Source organism: Zemynaea arenosa (assembly GCF_004614185.1).
GTDB classification, from domain to species: Bacteria; Pseudomonadota; Gammaproteobacteria; order Burkholderiales; family Burkholderiaceae_D; genus Telluria; species Telluria arenosa.
The window spans coordinates 1-19,293 of the sequence record NZ_SPVF01000105.1 but is presented as its reverse complement, the minus strand read 5'-3'; the positions used below and the strand labels follow the sequence as shown (position 1 = coordinate 19,293).

The following is a 19,293-nucleotide window of genomic DNA, read 5'->3' as shown; positions in this document are numbered from 1 at the left end:
GGGAAAAGTCCAGCGCGCGCCGCACTTACGCGGCCCGGCGGATCGTGATCGCGCAGCAGCCCGGCGTGCGCCACTCGGCTTCGTAGCGGTAGCCGTTGCGCTGCAGGATGCGGTACAGCGGATGCGGTTCGCGTTCCAGCAGGATCACGAGCGCGTCGCCGTCGGTGAGAAAGTCGAGCGCATCGAGCGTGCGTTCGAGTGGTTCCGGCGGCTCCAGGCCGCGCAGGTCGAGAGGGGCCGCGCTCATGTCAGGAGCTTCGGTTGCTGCATCACGCTGGAGAGCGGAATGCGGTCCAGCTCCCGCAGGAAGCTGTTGGTGGCCTTCCCGAGCACGCATTTGAGCGCACAGGTGGAGGCGATCGGGCATTCGTTGTTCTCGTCGTCCAGGCATTCGACGATGCGGAAATCAGGCTCGGTCACGCGCACCACCTCGCCCACCATGATGGAAGACGGATCGCGCGCCAGGCGCATGCCGCCGGCGCGTCCGCGCACGGTCTTGACGAAGCCCGCGCGCCCCAGGCGGTGGACCACCTTGGTCAGGTGATTGCGCGAGATGCCGTGCATGTCCGCCACTTCTTCAATGGTGGCCAGCCGGTCGCCGGTGCCGCCCAGGTACATCAGGACGCGCAAGGCATAGTCGGTGTGTTCGGTGAGCCTCATGATGAGCCTCCATAAAGCAAAAACGCCGGCGGGACTGTGGGTCGCGCCGGCGTTCGGGGGTTACGCTGCTTCTTTCGCTACGGCGGTTTTGGCGATGGCTTCCACCGTCTCCTGCTTGCGTGCCTTGGTCAGCAGGCGCACGGCGAACAGGGCGAGGAACAGGCAGCCGATGGCGAACACGATGTCACCCGGCACGCGCAGCCACACCATGTTCTCCATGAACGGCGAGTGGATCACCTCCGGCGAGCGGGCGAACCACATGCCCTTGGAGATCGCAGCCCAGGCCTGGTAGATACCTGCCGGGACCAGCGCCATGAAGACCATCATCGCCAGGCCGATGTTCAGGAGCCAGAACATCGGGGCCAGCAGCTTGTCGGACCAGGCCAGGCGGTCGGACAGGCCGCGCAGGCAGAACAGCATCAGGCCGATACCCAGCATGCCGTACACGCCGAAGAGGGCAGCGTGGCCGTGGGCCGCGGTCATGTTCAGGCCCTGCATGTAGTACAGCGCGATCGGGGTGTTGATCGAGAAGCCCAGCAGGCCGGCGCCCACGGTATTCCAGAAGCCCACGGCAATGAAGCACAGGATGGCCCACTTGTAGTTGGCGACCCACGGTGCGGCCTTGGAACGCTGGTAGTTGCGGTACGCTTCCACGCCGATCATCGACAGCGGCACCACTTCCAGCGCCGAGAACATGGCGCCGATCGCGATGACCGCGGTCGGGGTGCCGGTGAAGTACAGGTGGTGCAGGGTGCCCAGGATGCCGCCGAACAGGAACACGATGGTCTCCAGCACGATGGCGCTGTTGGCGGTGGCGGCGCGAATCAGGCCCAGGCGGGTGAACAGCAGGGCGATGACGGCGGTGGCGAAGACTTCGAAGAACCCTTCCACCCACAGGTGGACCAGCCACCAGCGCCAGTACTCGATCATCGAGTAGTGGGTGTGCTGGCTCCAGGTCAGCGAGGTGGCGTAGAAGCCGCCGATGCACAGCGCGGCCAGGAACACCATGGCGATCAGACCACGGCTCTCGGACGGCTTGCGCAGTGCGGGCCACAGGCCGCGGCCGAGCAGGAAGGCCCAGAACAGCAGGCCGACGAACAGCAGGTACTGCCAGATGCGGCCCATGCTGGTGAATTCCAGGCCCTGGTTGCCGAGCCAGAAGGCGAAGTCCACGCCGCGGTGCTGCAGGGTGCCGAGCCAGCCGGTGACGGTGGAACCGACGACGATGAACAGCAGCGCGTAGAACAGCACGTTCACGCCCAGCTTCTGGAACTTCGGCTCGTAGCCCGAGATGGCCGGGGCGATATACAGGCCGGTGGCCAGCCACGCGGTGGCGATCCACAGCACGGCGAACTGGGTGTGCATGGTGCGGCTGACGGTGAACGGCAGCACGTCGCCCAGCGGAATGCCGAAGAAGCTGTGGCCTTCCACCGAGTAGTGCGCGGTCACCACGCCCAGGCCCACCTGCGCCAGAATCAGGCCAATCACCACGTAGAAGTATTTGCGGGTCGCTTTCATCGAAGGCGTGGCCTTCAGGTTGAACAGCGGGTCGTCCTTCGGCGGGGCCGGATCGTCTTCTTCCTTCTCGCGGGAGTGGAAGAAGATCATGCCGGCGATAGCGCCGATCATCAGGATGATGGACGCGACCGACCAGATGCCCGCACCGGCGGTCGGGGTGTTACCGACCAGCGGCTCGTGCGGCCAGTTGCTGGTGTAGGACAGACCGGTCTCGCCCGGGCGGTCGGCGGCAGCGGCCCACGAGGACCAGAAGAAGAAGCCGGTCAGCGCGTCGCGCTCATTGGCGTTCGGCAGGGAGCCGGATGCCATCGCGTACTGTTCGCGCAGTTTGTCCAGCTTCGGATCGCTGCCAAACAGGGCGATGTAGTGCTCTGCCACGGCGCGCACGGCGGCGGCCCGGTCGTTCGACAGGGTCAGGGTGTCGGTGGCGGCATCGTACGAATTGCGGCGCAGTTCACCCTTCACCAGGGCGTCGACGCGGCCTTTTTCGGCGGCGTCCAGGCTGGCGTAGGGCTTGGCGTAATCGCGCTTGGCGTAGATATCCTGCAGGGCCAGCGCCTCGCGGTGCAGCCAGTCGGCCGACCAGTCGGGCGCCACGTAGCTGCCGTGGCCCCACACAGTGCCGAGCTGCTGGCCGCCGGCGGACAGCCAGGCCTGTTGCCCGAGCTTGACCTGGTCGCCCGAGTACAGGGCATGACCGTTGGTGTCTTGGATGGTGTGCGGGATTGGCGGCGCCTTCAGGTAGATTTCCCGTCCCACGAACAGCAGCGTGGCGAAGGAAAGTACGCAGATGATCGCAAGCCAGGTCCATAGTTTGCGTGTCGCATGCATGGCTATTGTCCTTGTTGAATGATCAAAAATTCGCACTGGCAGATTTGCTGCCGGGTGCGGTTAAGGTGGATTCTAGGTGCATGTTTTCGATTTGAGGCACCTCAAATACATGTTTATGCGATGTCCTTGATCTAGATCGTCTGGGCGTAGAATTCATGCCGTCTCCATGCAACGCGGATCAACCAGGGCCACCCCATGCGACTCACTTCCTTCACTGATTACGCCCTTCGTACCCTCATGTATCTCGCGATGAACCGGGACCGCCTGGTCACCATTAGCGACATCGCGGACGATCACGGCATCGCGCGCAACCACCTCACCAAGGTGGTGAACCACCTCGGCCATCTCGGCTATGTCGAAACAGTGCGCGGGCGCGCGGGCGGCCTGCGGCTCGGCATGGAGCCGGAGGACATCGTGATCGGAGAGGTGGTGCGGCATACGGAGACGGATTTCCACATGGCGGCCTGCTTCGACAAATCGGCTGCGGCCTGCGCGTATTCGTCCGCCTGTGCGCTCAAGTCCCTGCTGGGGCGCGCCACGGACAGCTTCATGCGCGAGCTGGATGGCGCCACCTTGGCGGACATGGTCAAGCGCGAGGTTCCGCGCAAGGGCAAGCATGGCGCGGTGCCCGGTGCCATCAAGGCGGTGCCGGTGAAGATCACCACAGTACGCCGCAAGAGCGCCTAGTCCGTAAATGATCCAGATCAAGCGCTGACGAAAAGCTTTAGCGGCGCCACAATCTGGACTTTTTGCGATTGCGGCTGCCATGGGCCAGTCTTAAGATGCTCCGTAAATGCATCTTTTAGACGAGGCCTCACATGTCACTCCTGACGATTGAAGAAGCGCGGACGCCGCGCGACGCCGGTGGGCCGGCGCTGTTTGCCCTGGGCTTCCGCCCGTTCTACCTGCTGGCCGCCGCCTTCGCCGCGTTGAGCGTGCCGCTGTGGGTCGCGGCGCAGGCCGGCCTGCGCATGCCCGCGCGGATCGACATGCTGTGGCACATGCACGAGATGGTGTACGGCTTCGTCCTGGCCGTGGTGATTGGCTTCCTGTACACAGCGGGCCGCAACTGGACCGGCCTGTGGACCCCGCGCGGCAAGCAGCTGGCCGCCATCGCGGGCGTGTGGCTGGCGGGCCGCGTGGCCATGCTGGCCGCGCCGCCGCTGCTGGCGGTGCTGGTTGATGTGGCCTTCTTGCCGGTGGCAGGATATCCGCTGTACCGCGTGCTCAAGGAGTCGGGCAATCGCCGCAACATGTTCCTGATCGTGCTGCTCGGCCTCCTCACCTTGTCGAATGTGCTCTATCACGCCGCCGCGCAAGGCTGGCTAGCCGTCGATCCGCTGCGCCCTGTACATGCGGCCATCATGCTGGTGGTGGTGATCGAGGTCGTCATCGGCGGGCGCGTGATCCCCATGTTCACCGCCAACGGCGTCCCCGGCACCAAGCCGGTGCAGGATGCGCGCCGCGACAAGATCGCGCTGGGCTTCACCGCCGTCGCAGGTCTGGTGTGGGCCTGCGGCCTGCCCGCACCGATGGTGGCCGGGTTCGCGCTCTCCGCCGCCGCGGCCCAGGGCCTGCGCCTGATCGGCTGGCAGCCGTGGCGCACCTGGCGCAATCCGCTGGTGTGGATCCTGCATATCTCGTACGCCTGGATTCCGCTTGGCTTTGTACTGCTCGCGCTGGCGCAGTTCGGCGTGGTCGCGCTCAGCGCCGCGGTGCACGTGCTGGCCGTGGGCGCACTGGCCGGTCTCATCGCCGGCATGATCACGCGCACCGCGCTGGGCCACACCGGCCGTCCGCTCAAGGCAGGCCGCGGCGAGACGCTGATGTACACGCTGGTGCAAGCTGCCGTTGTGGTGCGCTTTGCCGCCGCCATCCTGCCGGACGCCCGCACGCCGCTGCTGGTGCTGGCCGCAGCCTGCTGGAGCACCGCGTTCGTCACCTACCTCTCGATTTACCTGCCCTACCTGACCGCACCGCGTGCGGATGGCCGTGAAGGCTGATCAGGCGACGGCACCAAGGAGTCACACCATGCATGCCATCGAATTCGATGCCGACCTTATTGCGCGCATGAGCCAGAACGGCCCGCGCTACACATCGTATCCCACCGCGGACCGCTTCACCGACGCCTTCCGCGCGCCGGACTACGCCAGCGCCGCCACGCGCCTCAAGCCGGGCGGCCGCGCGTTGTCGCTGTACGTGCACATCCCGTTCTGCCAGTCGCTGTGCTACTACTGCGCGTGCAACAAGATCATCACCACCAACCGCGAGAAGGCGGTGATCTACCTGGGCTACCTGAAGCGCGAGATCGACATGCAGGCCGCGCTGTTTGCGGGCAAGGGGCGGGTCGAACAGCTGCACTTCGGTGGCGGCACGCCGACTTATCTGAGCGATGAGCAGATGGGCGATCTGCTGGATTACATGCGCGCGCGTTTCGACTTTGCGCCAGATACTACTGGGGAGTATTCCATCGAGATTGATCCACGCACGGTGGACCCGGAGCGGATCCGCTCCCTGCGCCGCCAGGGCTTCAATCGTTTGAGTCTCGGCGTGCAGGATTTCGACGACGATGTGCAGCGCGCCGTCAACCGCATCCAGCCGGAGGCGATGACGGTGGATGCGATCACCGCCGCACGCGAAGCGGGCTTCCGCTCGATCAGCATCGACTTGATCTATGGCCTGCCCCTGCAAAACACGCGGACCATGACGAGCACTTTGGACAAGGTGGTGGCCGCGGCGCCGGACCGCATCTCGGTCTACAACTACGCACACATGCCGCAGATGTTCAAGTCGCAAAAGCTGATCCGCGACGAGGACCTGCCGGATGCCCCGACCAAGCTGGCCATGCTGGGCCTGTGCATCGAACGCCTGACGGCGGCGGGCTATGTCTACATCGGCATGGACCACTTCGCGCGGCCGGACGATGAGCTGGCGCGCGCACAGCGCGATGGCACCTTGCACCGCAATTTCCAGGGCTATTCCACGCATGCGGATACCGACATGGTGTCGTGCGGCGTGTCGGCCATCAGCGCGGTGGACGGCACCTATGCGCAGAACGAGAAGTCGCTGGAAGCGTATTACGCCCGTATCGACAAGGGCGAGCTGCCCGTGGCGCGCGGCCTGGCGATGAACGAGGACGACTTCCTGCGTCGCGATGTGATCCAGCAGCTGATGTGCGACTTTGCGCTGGACACGCGGGCGCTGGGCGAGCGGCGCGGCATCGATTTCGGAGAGTACTTTGCTCCCGAATTACCGAAGCTTGAGACGATGGCACAGGACGGGTTGCTCGACCTCGATGCGCAAGGCATTCGCGTCACGCCGAAAGGCCGCCTCCTGATCCGCAATATCTGCATGGTCTTCGATAAGTACTTCGGGAAGCCGCGGGCCATTCCTTTGACCCGCATGCAGTATTCGCGCACGATTTAAAGGCCGGGGCCTCAGCCGCAGCCACCAACGTAGTGGCACTCGGTGCAGCGCGTGCAGCCATCCACCTTGCGCAGCGCGCGGGCACCGCATTCCGGGCATTTGGCCACCGGGACGTAGCTCGGCACATCACCACTGGACGGCACCGGCGCGCTGGCCACCGCCACCGCCGCTGCGCCGCGCTCCGCAAAGACGCGCGCCAGGTCCGCCACCGGCACCTGGTTGCCCTGCGCATCGAGGAAACCGCGCCGGATCAGCATCCGCTGCAGCATGAAGGCGATCGCCGCGACCTCGGAGTCGTGATACACCGGCACCTGCACGCCATCCTCGCGCGTCAGGTGGCCGCAGCGCACCGGCCCCTTCTCCCACACCACCTCCCGCATGTTGGCCAGCGCCTTGGCCACCGAGCCGCCTGCGCGCGCCGCCATCGACAGCAGCCGCATGGACGACGTGATCCACTGCTGCCCGTCGCTGCGCTGGTTGGCCGGCATGAAGAATTCGAATGGCCGCTCGATGGCGACCGGCTGCCCATCCAAGGCGCCCTCGGCGCGGATGAAGCTCACCGTCAGGTAGACGGCACGCTTGCCTTCCTGTGTCCAGTACTCGACCTTGGACGTCACTGAATCCAGTTCACCGATCGGGCGCGTGTCGAAGCGTTTGCGCAACGGGTCGTCATCCGGCACCACGGCCGATGCCGCAGGAACGGGGGTAGTAGGCGCCACGCTCAGCACACTGCCCAGCACCGAATTGGGGCGGTAAGTGGCCAAGCCCTTGAGCCCACCCTGCCATGCCAGCGTGTACAGGTCGCGGAAGTCCTCGAAGGGATAGTATTCGGGCACGTTGACGGTCTTGGAGATGGCCGTGTCCACGAACGGCTGCACCGCCTCCATCATGCGCAGATGGTCCAGCGCCGTCATCTCCAGCGCGGTGACGAATTGCGGCGGCAGTTCGGCGGTGTCGAAGCCAAGGTGCCGGTACAGGCGCCAGGCGTGATCCGCCACCTCGTAGCTGCGTAACGACCCATCCGGCATGCGCTTGCGGCGCTGGTAGACCCACGAGAACGCGGGCTCGATGCCGTTGGACGCGTTGTCCGCAAACGCCAGCGTGATGGTCCCGGTGGGCGCGATCGACAGCAGGTGTGAATTGCGGATGCCATGCTGCGCGATGGCGGCGCGCAGCTCGTCCGGCAAGCGGCGCACGAACTGCCCATCCAGGTAGCTCTCCGCATCGAACAGCGGGAACGCGCCCTTCTCCCTGGCCAGTTCCACCGACGCCGCATACGCAGCATCGCGCAGCTCGCGCGCGACGCGGGCGGCGAACACCCGGCCGGCATTGGCGTCGTAGCGCAGCCCAAGCATCACCAGTGCGCTGCCCAGGCCCAGGAAGCCGAGGCCTACGCGGCGCTTGGTGCGCGCTTCCTCGGCCTGCTGCGGCAGCGGCCACTCGGTGGCGTCCAGCACCAGGTCCAGCATGCGCACCGCCACCGCTGCCACTTCGCGCATCTGCGCAAAGTCGAACTCCGGCGCGGCGCCGAATGGATCGCGCACGAAGCAGGTCAGGTTCAGCGAACCGAGGTCGCAGCAGCCGTAGGCGGGGAGGGGCTGTTCGCCGCACGGGTTGGTGGCGCGCAGCTCCTCCGCGTAGTACAGGTTGTTTTCGGCGTTGATGCGGTCGATGAACAGGACGCCGGGTTCAGCGTGGTCGTAGGTGGAGTGGATGATGCGCTCCCACAGCTCACGCGCGCGGACCTCGCGGTACACCCACAGGCCATCTTCGCGCTGGTGCGCGCCGGCCGCGATGTCGTCGGCGCCCGGCTCGGCGGCGTGGACCAGCTCGAACGGCTGGTCGGTGACCACGGCGTGCATGAACGCGTCCGTCACCGCGACCGAGAGATTGAAGTTCGAGAATCCGCCCTGGTCCTTGGCGGCCACGAAGCGTTCGATGTCCGGGTGGTCGATCCGCAGCACGCCCATTTGCGCGCCGCGCCGCGCGCCCGCCGATTCCACCGTACGGCAGGAGGAGTCAAACACCTCCATGTACGACACCGGCCCGGACGCACGTGATTGCGTACCGCGCACCCGGGCCCCGGCGGGGCGGATGGCGCTGAAGTCATAGCCGACGCCACCGCCGCGGCGCATGGTCTCCGCCGCTTCCGCCAGCGCCGTGTAGATGCCTGGCAGGCCGTCCTGCTCCCCGGTGACGGCATCGCCGACCGGCTGCACGAAGCAGTTCATGAGCGTGGCCTTCATGCCCAGGCCGACGGCGGAATTGATCCGCCCCGCAGGCACGAAGCCGTGATCGAGGGCCCAGCGGAAGCGCACCTCATGACGCGCGCGATCCGGTTCGGGTTCGAGATAGGCGAGGGCGCGGGCCACGCGTGCGCGCACGTCCGCGACGTCGCGCTCATCGCCCTTGGCGTATTTTTCCAGCAGCACGTCCACCGATACCTCCTGCGGAGGCAGCAGCGGCGCGCCGATTATCGTTTCTTTGGCATTGACATTGGCATTCATGGAGTCGTCCTGTGTGATCAGAACGACTATCCCCGAATGCGGACGGAATGTCCTTAAGCCGGTTTAAGGCCTGGCCGCTTCGCGCGCGCCAGCGACATTGATGAAGGGGATGGCGCCGCCGGTGGTGGTGGGCAGGTGGCCGTCCCACTTTTCGATGGCGCGGGCCTGGTTTTCGGTTTCGCGCAGGCGCAGGAGTTCGGGCGTGACCTGCTGCCGCTGCAGGGCCAGCGACTCCGCCTCGGCCTTCGCGCGGGCGATGCGCTGCTGGGCTTCCACCTCGATCCGCTGCAGGTCGCGCTCCGCCTTCATCTTCAGCTGTTCGGCCGTGGTCTTGGCTTCGATGGCTTCATTGAAGGTCTTGGAGAAGTTGAAGTTGATGATCGAGAATTCATCGACCACCAGCCCATGGCGCGCCATGCGGTCGCGCAGCGCGGTCACGATGTCGTCGCGGACCAGGGCGCGCTTGGAGATCAGCTCCTCGGCCGTGAAGCGCGCGGTGACAGCCTTCACCGCCTCGTGCACCGCCGGCACGATGATCCGTTCGCCCGGCTCGTTGGAGAGGTCGCGGAACACGGTGACCGCAGCATCGGGCCGCACGTGGTAATTGATGGCGACGCGGGTGTGGACCGTCTGCAGATCCTTGGAGGCCGCCTCGCCTTCGCCCTCACCCTTCTGGATGGAGACGTTCACGAGATTCATCTTCTGCGCGATGGGCCAGCGGAAGTGGATGCCTTCGGTGTAGACCTGTTCGGACGGACTGCCGAAAGTCGTGAGCACGCCGCGGTGCCCGGAGGGGACGGTGGCGAACGGCGCCAGCATGAGCAGCACCACCACCGCGACGACGATATAAACGAGTTTCAGCACAGCCGGGCCGCGTACCATGTCAGCTCCTATCTTGATGTTGACAGGAAACTATTGTACTTGCCCGGCCGGGCCGGAATCACTTCATCCAGAGCCGCATCGAGTCCCACGCACGCCCGATGATCGAGGCCTGCGACACATCTTCCAGCGACACCACCGGCAGCTGCAGCAGCGGCTTGCCATCGACGACCATCTTCAGCGTGCCCACGCGGCCATTGCGGGCCACCGGCGCGACCAGCGGATCCTTGCGCTCCAGGACCGGCTTCATCTTGCCTGCCACGCCCTTCGGCACCGTCACCAGCACGTCATTCATGAAGCCGATCTTCACGGTGCTCTGCGAGCCTTTCCAGATCTCTGGTTCGGCGATCGGCTGGCCCTTGCTGTACAGGCGCACGGTGTCGAAGTTCTGGAAGCCCCAGTTCAGCAGCTTCTGGCTTTCCGAGGTGCGGGTCGCATCCGAATTGGTGCCCATCACCACGGTGATCAGGCGGCGCTCACCCATCTTGCCGTTCGGGCGGTGGGCCGAGGCGATCAGGCAGTAGCCCGCGCTGTCGGTGTGGCCGGTCTTCATGCCGTCCACGCTCGGGTCGAGCCACAGCAGGCGATTACGGTTCTGCTGCTTGATTTTGTTGTACGTGAATTCCTTGATCGAGTCGATCTTGTAGAACTCCGGGTACTCGCTGATGATGTGCGAGGCCAGCGTGGCCAGGTCCTGCGCGGTCGTGTAGTTCTCGGGGCTCGGCAGGCCATGCGGATTGGCGAAGTGGGTGTTCTTGAGGCCCATGCGTTCCGCGTCGCGGTTCATCAGCGAGACGAAGGTCGCTTCGTCGCCCGCGACCGCCTCGGCCAGCGCCACCGCCGCGTCATTCCCCGACTGGATCATCAGGCCATACAGCAGGTCCTTGATGGAGACCGGCGTGGCCGGGTCGATGAACATCTTGGAGCTGGAGTTATCGACCTTCCAGGCGCGCACCGAGACGTTGACCATCTGCTCCAGCGTCACGCGCTTTTCGCGCAGCGCCTCGAACACCACGTACGCGGTCATGATCTTGGTGAGCGAGGCCGGTTCCACGCGCGCGGTCGGATCCTGCGCGGCGATCACCTGGCCGGAGGTGGCATCCAGCAGGATCCACGACTTGGCCGCGATGGTGGGAACGGGGACGGTCTGCGCCATCACGGGCGCGGAGATCAGCAGTACGCTGGTGGCGACTGCGGCAATCAGTTTCTTCATGTCGTAAAAGCGTGGTTCAACAAAGGTTATTCGGAAAGGGCGGTTTCGTCCGGACGGCGCCACATCTGGGTGACGAGCGTCTTGATGTGGCCAAGCTTGCGATGGAAGAAGTGGTCGGCGCCCGGGATCACGATCACCGGGATGTCCTGCGGACGGGCCCAGTCCAGCACCGCGGTCAGGGTGATGGTGTCGTCCACTTCTCCATGAATCAGGATGGTGTCCTGCGGGACTTCCGGCACGGCCCACTTGCCGGCCGCGGTCCCGACCAGCACCAGGCGTTCGGCCGGGGCGCCCTCGGCCAACAGGCGCTGCTGCAGCGTGGCCTGCACGAAGGTCCCGAACGAAAAGCCGGACAGCGCCACCGGCAGGTCCGGGAAGCGGGCCCGCATGTGCTGCCACATGAGGTACATGTCGTCGGTCTCGCCGCGGCCGTCGTCATGCACGCCTTCCGACTTGCCAACGCCACGGAAGTTGAAGCGCACGGCCACGTAGCCGAGCGCGAGGAAGGTGCGCGCCAGCGTGACTGTGACCTTGTTGTCCATCGCCCCGCCATACAGCGGGTGCGGATGCGCGACCAGTGCGACGCCGCGCGGTGTGCCTTCGGGGATATCGAGCACGCACTCCATCGCGCCCGCCCCGCCTTGCAGGGTGAATTTCTCGGATTGCTTGTTCATTCAGTGCTTCAGATTTTCAGACGGTCGACCGGCTTCCCGCCAATCAGGTGGCTGTCGATGATGTCATCGATGTCTTCGGTGTCGACGTAGGTGTACCAGACGCCTTCTGGATAGACCACCAGGCAGGGGCCTTCCTCGCAGCGGTCCAGGCACCCGGACTGGTTGATGCGCACCTTGCCCTGGCCGTTCATGTCCATCTGCTTGATGCGCTTCTTGGCATGCTTCTGCGCGTCGGCGGCGCCGTGTTCGCCGCAGCTGCGCCGCCCGTCCTCGCGGACGTTCATGCAAAAGAAGACGTGGTGCTTGTAAAAAGATTCATCGCTCATGATGGGACCTGCTCATTCATTCGGCTAAGACTGCAATGATACGCGCTTCCGGCTCCGGATCAGGAGCGATTGAGCTTGTGGGAGGGCAGCAGCAGGTACCAGAGCGCGAAAAACGGCCAGAGAAGGCTCAGGAACTGGGCCGCACCGTTGAAGTTCAGGAATTTGCCCTGCACCCAGGCCTGCAGCGTATTCACAAAGTAGGGGTTCGCCGGGATCGTGTTGACCACCAGGAGACTGATGAGCAGCGTGAGCACGGCCAGACGCCGCTGCGCCACCTGGGGCGCGAACACCAGGCCTGACAGCATGATCACACCGATGATGAAGCCGCCCTGCGCGCCGGGCGTGATCCACACCCACGCGTTATCGGGCGTGAACAGCACGGCGCTGGCCATGGCCTTGAACACCAGCGCCGCGCCGATCAGCGCGGCGATCAGGATGGCGCGCGGTGCGCCGCGCCGCATGAGGCACAGCATGGCCAGCACCGCGCCCGTGAGCCCGCAGGCGGTGATGATGGTCTCGGACAGCCAGTACTGCTCGGCCGTGAGCGCGGTGTCGCCGCGGATCATAGTGGTGAGGTCGATGTTCATGTCCAGCCATTCGCTCAGCCAGTCGGAAATGATCGGCAGGACCTGGCCATGGCCGAACAGGTAGTTCTGCGGGTAGATCTGGGCCAGCGGCCAGAGGGCCAGCAGCACCAGGCCCTGGCTCGCATGCGTGCCGAACCAGCGCGCGCGCAGGCGGTACAGGCGGCCGCGGTCCAGGTAAGTGCGCGCACCGGCCGCACCGAGGCAGGCGCCGATCAGGCATCCGCTGGAATTGGTGAGCAGGTCCAGGTTGGAGGGCACGCGGCTGGGCAGGTAGTTCTGCACCACTTCCATCGCGCCGGAGACCAGGATGCCAAGGAGGGCCGCCACCAGCACCGCCCACGCGCCGCGCAGGCGCGGGTACAGCGAGAACACCAGCAGGATGCCGAGCGGGATGTAGCCGATCACGTTGACGATCAGGTCGAACGCGGTCCAGTAGCGCGGCATCTGCAGGTTGAAAAAGGCGAGCGGCGACAGGCCGCTGCTGCGCCATCCGCTGAACGGAAACCAGCTGGCGTAGACGATCAGCAGCAGATAGGCGAGCAGCGCGGCCCGCGACACCGGGGACGGCCGGGCCGGCGCGGGCAGCGCCACCGGGTCCGGGTCGGTCATGGGCGGCGCAGCGGGAGTGACGAGATCCATGCCATGATATCCGCGGCCACCGCATCCGTCGATGCAGCCAGGGCCCGCACGCCGCCGGCGGCATCCGCGCTGGTGGAAGGAGTCTTGCGCACGAAGGTCTTCTGGTCCAGGAACTTGCGGCCGTCGAACAGGGAGGCGCGCAGCACCACGCTGCCGACGTTCTGCTGGTTGCTGTCGAAGGTGTGCGAGAAGTCATCCACCTCGATGCGCAGCAGGAGTTCGCCCGCCGACGCATCGGTCGTGGACAGCACGCGCGCGCCCGACTGCGCGATGCGCGACTTGAGGCGCTGGGTGATCAGCTGCAGCGGTGTGGCGGACCAGCGGCTGGCGGTGTAGGGGCGGGCCTGCAGCGGGTCGGCGTAGTTCAAGCGGTAGACCATGGTCTGCGTGTCCAGCCAGGCCGGCCCGGTCACGTCCGGAATCACAATGGCAGGCAGGCTGCTGGGCATGGTGGCGCCAGCGACGCCCGCATCGGGCAGCGGACCGAAGTCGTACTGGTCGACGGACTTGCGTGAGGCGGAGCCGCAGCCGGCCAGCAGCACGGACAGCGAGAGGACGAGCAGCGAAAGCAGGCGAGACGATCGTTTCATGACGGTTCCTTGTTCTTATTTGGCGGGCGGCGGCGCGAACCCGGGTTCGCCCGGCCCCGGTGGCGCGGACGGAGACCCGAACAGAAGGCTTTGCGGCCGGTCGCTGATGGTGTTGACGGTGCGCTTGACCGCACGCAGCGAGGTCTTGGCCTCGTCGGCCATGGACACGATGTGCGGCAGCGTTTGCAGTTCGATATTGGCGGCGATGCCTTCGACCGAGCCACTGACCTTGTCCACGGTGGTGGTCAGGCGCGCGATCGGGCCCTCGGGCGAATTGAGGGTGACCGCCAGCTTGTCGTAGTCGTCGGCCGCCTTGGCCACGCTGGCGGCGGCGCGGTTGGCGTTGCGGGTCAGCTCCGGCAGCTGCTTTATCGCCGGTTCCAGTTCATCCGGAATCTGGGCAATGCGCTCCGAGGCTTCGCTCATGTTCTTCAGCGTGGACTTCAGCGCGGCCTGGTTCTCGGGGCCGAGCGCCTCGTTGGCGCGGCGGCTGAAGCTTTCCGCCAGTTCCAGGATCGCCTTGCCGCGCTTTTCCAGCTGATCGAGGAAGCCCGGGCGCAGCGGGATCGCGGCCACCCGGTCCTTGTCGCTCTTGAGCAGTGGAGACCCGGTGCGCTCGTCATCGAGCTGGATGTAGGCGATACCGGTCACGCCCTGATAGCCCAGGCTCGCGTAGGTGGAGGTGGTGACGGGCGTATCCGGATCGAGCAGGAGGCTGATGAGGATCTCGCCCGACTTGCGTGGATTGAAGTCGATGGTGTCTACCTTGCCCACCTCCAGCCCGCGGTAGCGCACCGTGGCCTGGGGATTGAGGCCGGGGATCGACTGCGTGGTCGCGATCACGTAAGGCACGCGCTTGGTGCTGTCGTGGTTGAACCAGAAGCCGGCCAGGATCGCGGCCAGGACCAGCGCGATGGTGAAGAAGCCCGTCATGAGGGCATGCGAACGGTTTTCCATGTCAGTGCTCCGGTCCCGGCGCGGGCTCGCTGTCGAGCACCTGCACGGCGCGTTTGCCACGCCCGCCGAGGAAGAAATGTTTGATGAACGGGTGGTCCACCTTCAGGATGTCGCGGACCGGTCCGACCGCGATCACATGTTTTTCGGCCAGCACGGCGATTCGGTGCGACAGCGCGAACAGTGTGTCCAGGTCGTGCGTCACCATCACCACGGTCAGCCCCAGCTCCGCGTGCAGGGTCTGGATCAGCTCCACGAAGCTGTCCGAAAGATCCGGGTCCAGGCCTGCGGTGGGTTCGTCGAGGAACAGCAGCTGCGGTTCCAGGGCCAGGGCGCGCGCCAAGGAGGCGCGCTTGATCATGCCGCCGGAAAGGTCGGACGGCATCTTGGCCGCCTGGTCCGGTCCCAGGCCGACCATCGACATCTTCAGCAGCACGGCGTCGCGGATCACGTCCTCCGGCAGCGCGCGCAGCTCGCGCATGGGCAGGGCGATGTTGTCGAATACCGTCAGCGCGGAATACAGGGCGCCTTGCTGGAACAGCATGCCCCAGTGGTTGCGCATGCGCTGCAGCTGTTGCGCGTCGGCGTGCGAGATGTCCTCGCCGAACACGCACACGGAACCGCTGCTCGGATGTTCGAGGCCCAGCATCTGGCGCAGCAGCACCGTCTTGCCGGTGCCGGAACCGCCGACGATGGACAGGATCTCGCCCTGGTAGACCTTGAGGTTCAGGTCCTGGTGCACCACAGTGCGGCCAAACTTCGTGGTCAGGTTCGTGATCTCGACCACCGGCGGCCCGACCTCGTGCTCCGGCTTTTTGGTCAGGCGCGGCTTGGCGCGGCGTTCGACGAAGTCGCTCATCGGTAGAACCCCACGCCGGAAAACACGATCGCGAACACGGCATCCGCCAGGATCACGATGGTGATGGCGGTGACCACCGAGGTGGTGGTGCCTTGGCCAAGGCTCTCGGTATTCGGCTTGATGCGCATGCCGAAGTGGCAGGCCACCAGTGCGATCAGCATGCCGAACACCGCACCCTTGCCCAGGCCGATGAAGTAGTTCGCGATCGGCACCGCGTCCGGCAGCTTGCTGACGAAGTAGCGGGCCGAAAGCCCCAGTTCGATCTTCGCCGCGACCATGCCACCCAGGAGCGCCATGGTATCGGTCCACACCACCAGCAGCGGCATCGAAATGGCCAGGGCCAGCACCTTCGGCAGGATCAGGCGGAAACCGTGCGAGATGCCCATCACCAGCATCGCGTCCAGTTCCTCGGTCACGCGCATCACGCCCAGCTGCGCGGTAATGGAGGAGCCGGAGCGGCCCGCGACCAGGATCGCGGCCAGCAGGGGACCGAGTTCGCGGATCACGCTCATGCCGAGGATGTTGACCAGGTAGGCATCGCCGCCAAAGGTGCGCAGCTGCTGGGCCGACAGAAAGGACAGCACCACGCCGATCAGGCTCCCGACCAGCGCGGTGATGCCGAGCGCTTCGAAGCCGGCGTGGTAGACGTTGGCGGAGATCTCGCGCCACGGTCCGACCCTCGGGCGCTTCAGGAAACGCCACAGGTCCTGCGTGACGATGCCGAGCAGGCCGATGAAGCCCAGCACGTGCTCCCAGAACGCCAGCACCGCGAACCCCAGCTTGATCACCAGGTTGAAGGGGCTGGGCTTGGCCTTGGGGATGTCGGTGATGCTCGCGGCCTCGATGCGGTGGAAGATATCTTCCTGCCCTGGCGCGAGGGTCAGCTGCGCGGGGCGGTGCCGGCCCCACGCATTCCAGAACATCTGGGCGCCGATGTGATCCAGGCTGTCGACCTGCGACAGGTCCCAGGCGATGGTGGAGGCGCTGGGCTTGAGGGCGCCGAGAGTGCGGGTGAGCGCCTTGATCTGCCCATGGTCGGCCAGGGCGTGGACCTGCCAGATGCCTTCGGCCAGTACCGATTGCGCCGCGCCGGCGTTTTGGGGGGAGATGCTGAGAGTTGGCGCTTTATCAATCCGCATTGCGCCAGTGTAAAAGCTTTTCGGATGGGCTGCCAACGCGGCCCGGCTATCGTGCCGCCGGGTTCACGGGACTGTACGTACGCTGGCGTCAGGCGGCCAGGTGGCGGGCCTGGCGTATCGGGGCGGCGGCGCTGTCATGCGGCTCGCGGTGCTTGCCGGCGATGTCGCTCGCCACCAGGGCGCGGGCTTCTTCCGCGGGCAAGGCGCGGGCCTCGCGCAGGTACTGTTCCACCAGCTTGGCCAGGCGGTCCAGGGCGATGCGGTGGGTGGCGTCCGTGTGCGCGTACAGCCAGTCGGAAAAGGCCATGAACTGCGCGAACGGCGCAGCGGCCAGCAGCACCGGCAGCGTGTGGGTAAAGCGGCCGGAGTTGGCGACCAGGTCCCAGTAGCGGGCGAAGCGGACCAGGCGCTGCATGTCGGTGAAGGTAATGCGGTCGGTCGCCAGGATGGTGTAGGGCGGGTAGGGGTCATACACCATGCCGAAATTTTCCGTGTGGCGGATGATGGGCGTGCCGCGCAGGCGCTTGAGGATGCCGAACTGGATCTCGTGCGGGCCCAGGGCCCATAGCTGGTCGAAGCCGCGCGCGAAGCTGTCGATGTCTTCGCCGGGCAGGCCCGCGATCAGGTCCACGTGCAGGTGGGCGTGCGACTGCGACGCGAGCCAGCGGATGTTGGCGGCGGCCTTGGCATTGTCCTGGCGGCGGGAGACGTTGGCCTGCACTTCAGGGTTGAAGCTCTGGATGCCGATCTCGAATTGGAGGGCGCCCGGTGGAAACTTCGCGATCTGCTCTTTCAGCGCGTCCGGCAGGTGGTCGGGCACCAGCTCGAAGTGCGCGTAGACCGGGTCGTGCGGCGCGGCGTCTATTTTATCGAGGAAGAACTGCATGATCCGCATGCTGGTCTTCACGTTCAGGTTGAAGGTCCGGTCGACAAACTTGAACAGGCGCGCGCCGCGCTGGTACAGGCTTTCCAGTTCGGCGAGGAAGGCATCGAGCGGGAACGGCCAGGCAGTCTTGTCGAGGGAAGACAGGCAGAACTCGCACTTGAAGGGGCAGCCGCGCGAGGCTTCCACGTAGAGAGTGCGGTGGGCGAGGTCTGCGTCCGAGTATTCCGCGTAGGGCAGGGCGATGTCTGCCATCGGCGGCTGCACGCCGGCGTGAACCTTCATCAGCGGCTGCGGGCCGTGCAGGATGGCGCGGCACAGCTGGGGGAAAGTGACTTCGCCCCAGCCGGTGACCACGTAGTCGGCCAGTTTGACGATCTCCTGTTCGCCCGTTTCGTACGAGACTTCCGGACCGCCTAGGACGACCGTGATGTGAGGCGCGACGCGCTTGAGCATCGCGACCACGCGGGTGGTCTCCTCCACATTCCATATATAGATGCCGAAGCCGACGATCCGCGGCGCATGCGCCAGGATGCGTTCGACGATCTCGGTCGTCTTGGCTCCGATGACGAATTCCTGCAGCCGCGTTTCGCCCTTCAGCTCGCCCATGTTGGCCAGCAGGTAGCGCAGGCCCAGCGAGGCGTGGGCGTAGCGGGCGTTGAGGGTGGAAAGCAGGATCGTCATCCGCGCATTCTACTAAAGGGGACAAACGGGCTGGACTTGCGGTACGATTTCGATTTCCAAATTGCAATGTTGCCAAATGATGATGCGTCTTCTGATGAGTGTGACGTTGTTTGGTGTCGCGGGCGTGGCCGCTGCCCAAGTCTATAAATCCGTCGGCCCCGACGGTAAGGTGACGTACTCGGACCGCCCGCCCCTGGAGGCGAGCGCCAAAGTCGAGGTCCTGCGCGCGGGTGTGGCGATGCCCGCCCCGGCCACGCCGATCCTGCCTGCGCAGAAGGCAAAGCCTGCGCCACCGCAGCTTGACCCGCATGATGAGGAGTGGGGGGAAGAGGCGCCCAATCAGGCAGCAACGGCGCGCGTCAAACAGCCCGCCCGGGGGACCGCCCCACCTCCTGCGGCCCCGCCCGCCGCGAAACCGGTGCCGGCGAAGGAGCTGCTGGCGCCGGGTGTCCGTTCAGCGCTCGGCAAGAAGGCGTTGTTCGAGTCGTCCAGTTCGATGTGCTTCGGCACCGGCGCTATCGATAAAATGTTTTACGCCAGGGCGCTGGAAAAATGGCTCTCGCGAAACCAGAGCGTGATCAGCAAGGCGCAGACGGCCCTGGCGAACGAGTTCACTCCCCAGGAACGCGCGGCTATAGAGCAGACGGCGCGAACCCAGGCAGAGGCGCAGCTGGGGTGGGTCAGCAACCAGAAGGCGCGGGACCTGATCCAGTGGTGCGGCGACAACGCGAATCGCATCGAACGCGGCTCCGCGGATCTGCAGGGTGAGGCAGGCGTGTCCGCCTTGATGGAGTTCGACCCGGCGCGCATGCGGTGAGACGGCCCAAAAAAGGTGTTGACGAGTCGCGACCGAAGGCCCATAATCTCGTTTCTCTGCTGCTGACAAACACAACGCTTTGTCGACAACGCAGCAAGATCCGAACA

18 protein-coding genes are annotated in these 19,293 nt (G+C 65.6%); 4 read left to right on the top strand and 14 right to left on the bottom strand.

From position 1 onward, the window contains the following. Positions 1–25 precede the first annotated feature (25 nt). Genes E4L96_RS07615 through E4L96_RS07605 form a run of 3 tightly spaced genes read right to left on the bottom strand, consistent with a single transcriptional unit; the run spans position 26 to position 3,009 of the window. Positions 26–247 carry a DUF2249 domain-containing protein gene (locus E4L96_RS07615; RefSeq protein ID WP_135206615.1) on the bottom strand — a complete coding sequence of 74 codons (222 nt, stop codon included), beginning with the start codon at positions 245–247 and terminating at the stop codon, positions 26–28. Further along, complete coding sequence (locus E4L96_RS07610; protein ID WP_135206614.1) at positions 244–660, bottom strand: RrF2 family transcriptional regulator; 417 nt, start codon at positions 658–660, stop codon at positions 244–246. The genes E4L96_RS07615 and E4L96_RS07610 overlap by 4 nt, the downstream gene beginning before the upstream one ends. A 60-nt stretch (positions 661–720) precedes the next feature. After that, positions 721–3,009, bottom strand: a complete 2,289-nt coding sequence (locus E4L96_RS07605; protein ID WP_135206613.1) for a nitric-oxide reductase large subunit — start codon at positions 3,007–3,009, stop codon at positions 721–723. Positions 3,010–3,204: 195 nt separating this feature from the next. Here E4L96_RS07605 and E4L96_RS07600 point away from each other — a divergent pair, with 195 nt between their 5' ends. From E4L96_RS07600 to hemN, 3 genes are all read left to right on the top strand, one after another. Beyond that, positions 3,205–3,696 carry an Rrf2 family transcriptional regulator gene (locus E4L96_RS07600; protein ID WP_135206612.1) on the top strand — a complete coding sequence of 164 codons (492 nt, stop codon included), beginning with the start codon at positions 3,205–3,207 and terminating at the stop codon, positions 3,694–3,696. A gap of 131 nt (positions 3,697–3,827) precedes the next feature. Next, the gene (locus E4L96_RS07595) at positions 3,828–5,012 is read left to right on the top strand and encodes an NnrS family protein (RefSeq protein ID WP_135206611.1); all 1,185 of its coding nucleotides are present in this window, start codon (positions 3,828–3,830) and stop codon (positions 5,010–5,012) included. A 28-nt stretch (positions 5,013–5,040) separates the two neighbouring features. After that, a complete protein-coding gene (gene hemN / locus E4L96_RS07590; RefSeq protein ID WP_229414291.1) occupies positions 5,041–6,435 on the top strand; it encodes an oxygen-independent coproporphyrinogen III oxidase in 1,395 nt (464 codons plus the stop codon). An 11-nt stretch (positions 6,436–6,446) separates the two neighbouring features. On the opposite strand, the gene E4L96_RS07585 is transcribed toward hemN, so the two are convergent. The 11 genes from E4L96_RS07585 to E4L96_RS07535 form a co-directional block, all read right to left on the bottom strand. Beyond that, positions 6,447–8,942, bottom strand: coding sequence for an adenosylcobalamin-dependent ribonucleoside-diphosphate reductase (locus E4L96_RS07585; protein ID WP_135206609.1), 2,496 nt, complete (start codon positions 8,940–8,942; stop codon positions 6,447–6,449). A 63-nt stretch (positions 8,943–9,005) separates the two neighbouring features. After that, positions 9,006–9,824: a prohibitin family protein gene (locus E4L96_RS07580; RefSeq protein ID WP_135206608.1), complete on the bottom strand. Its 819-nt coding sequence runs from the start codon at positions 9,822–9,824 to the stop codon at positions 9,006–9,008. 58 nt (positions 9,825–9,882) lie between these two features. Then, positions 9,883–11,034, bottom strand: coding sequence for a D-alanyl-D-alanine carboxypeptidase family protein (locus E4L96_RS07575; RefSeq protein WP_135206607.1), 1,152 nt, complete (start codon positions 11,032–11,034; stop codon positions 9,883–9,885). Between the two features lie 26 nt (positions 11,035–11,060). Then, positions 11,061–11,708 (bottom strand): alpha/beta hydrolase, encoded by a 648-nt coding sequence (locus tag E4L96_RS07570; protein WP_135206606.1) that lies wholly within the window; start codon positions 11,706–11,708, stop codon positions 11,061–11,063. 8 nt (positions 11,709–11,716) lie between these two features. Beyond that, positions 11,717–12,034 carry a (2Fe-2S) ferredoxin domain-containing protein gene (locus E4L96_RS07565; protein WP_135206605.1) on the bottom strand — a complete coding sequence of 106 codons (318 nt, stop codon included), beginning with the start codon at positions 12,032–12,034 and terminating at the stop codon, positions 11,717–11,719. Positions 12,035–12,093: 59 nt separating this feature from the next. Next, positions 12,094–13,230, bottom strand: coding sequence for a VanZ family protein (locus E4L96_RS07560; RefSeq protein WP_135206625.1), 1,137 nt, complete (start codon positions 13,228–13,230; stop codon positions 12,094–12,096). After that, complete coding sequence (locus E4L96_RS07555; protein ID WP_135206604.1) at positions 13,227–13,850, bottom strand: ABC-type transport auxiliary lipoprotein family protein; 624 nt, start codon at positions 13,848–13,850, stop codon at positions 13,227–13,229. The genes E4L96_RS07560 and E4L96_RS07555 overlap by 4 nt, the downstream gene beginning before the upstream one ends. Before the next feature lie 15 nt (positions 13,851–13,865). After that, positions 13,866–14,807, bottom strand: coding sequence for an MlaD family protein (locus E4L96_RS07550; protein WP_135206603.1), 942 nt, complete (start codon positions 14,805–14,807; stop codon positions 13,866–13,868). A 1-nt stretch (position 14,808) separates the two neighbouring features. Then, complete coding sequence (locus E4L96_RS07545) at positions 14,809–15,663, bottom strand: ABC transporter ATP-binding protein (protein ID WP_135206602.1); 855 nt, start codon at positions 15,661–15,663, stop codon at positions 14,809–14,811. Then, positions 15,660–16,802 (bottom strand): MlaE family ABC transporter permease, encoded by a 1,143-nt coding sequence (locus E4L96_RS07540; RefSeq protein WP_135206601.1) that lies wholly within the window; start codon positions 16,800–16,802, stop codon positions 15,660–15,662. Before E4L96_RS07540 ends, E4L96_RS07545 begins: the two co-directional genes overlap by 4 nt. Before the next feature lie 88 nt (positions 16,803–16,890). Next, complete coding sequence (locus E4L96_RS07535; protein ID WP_135206600.1) at positions 16,891–18,369, bottom strand: B12-binding domain-containing radical SAM protein; 1,479 nt, start codon at positions 18,367–18,369, stop codon at positions 16,891–16,893. Positions 18,370–18,445: 76 nt separating this feature from the next. On the opposite strand from E4L96_RS07535, the gene E4L96_RS07530 reads away from it, so the two are divergent. Beyond that, entirely contained in the window at positions 18,446–19,186 is a 741-nt protein-coding gene (locus tag E4L96_RS07530) for a DUF4124 domain-containing protein (RefSeq protein WP_135206599.1), read from the top strand. The last annotated feature ends 107 nt before the right edge of the window (positions 19,187–19,293 follow it).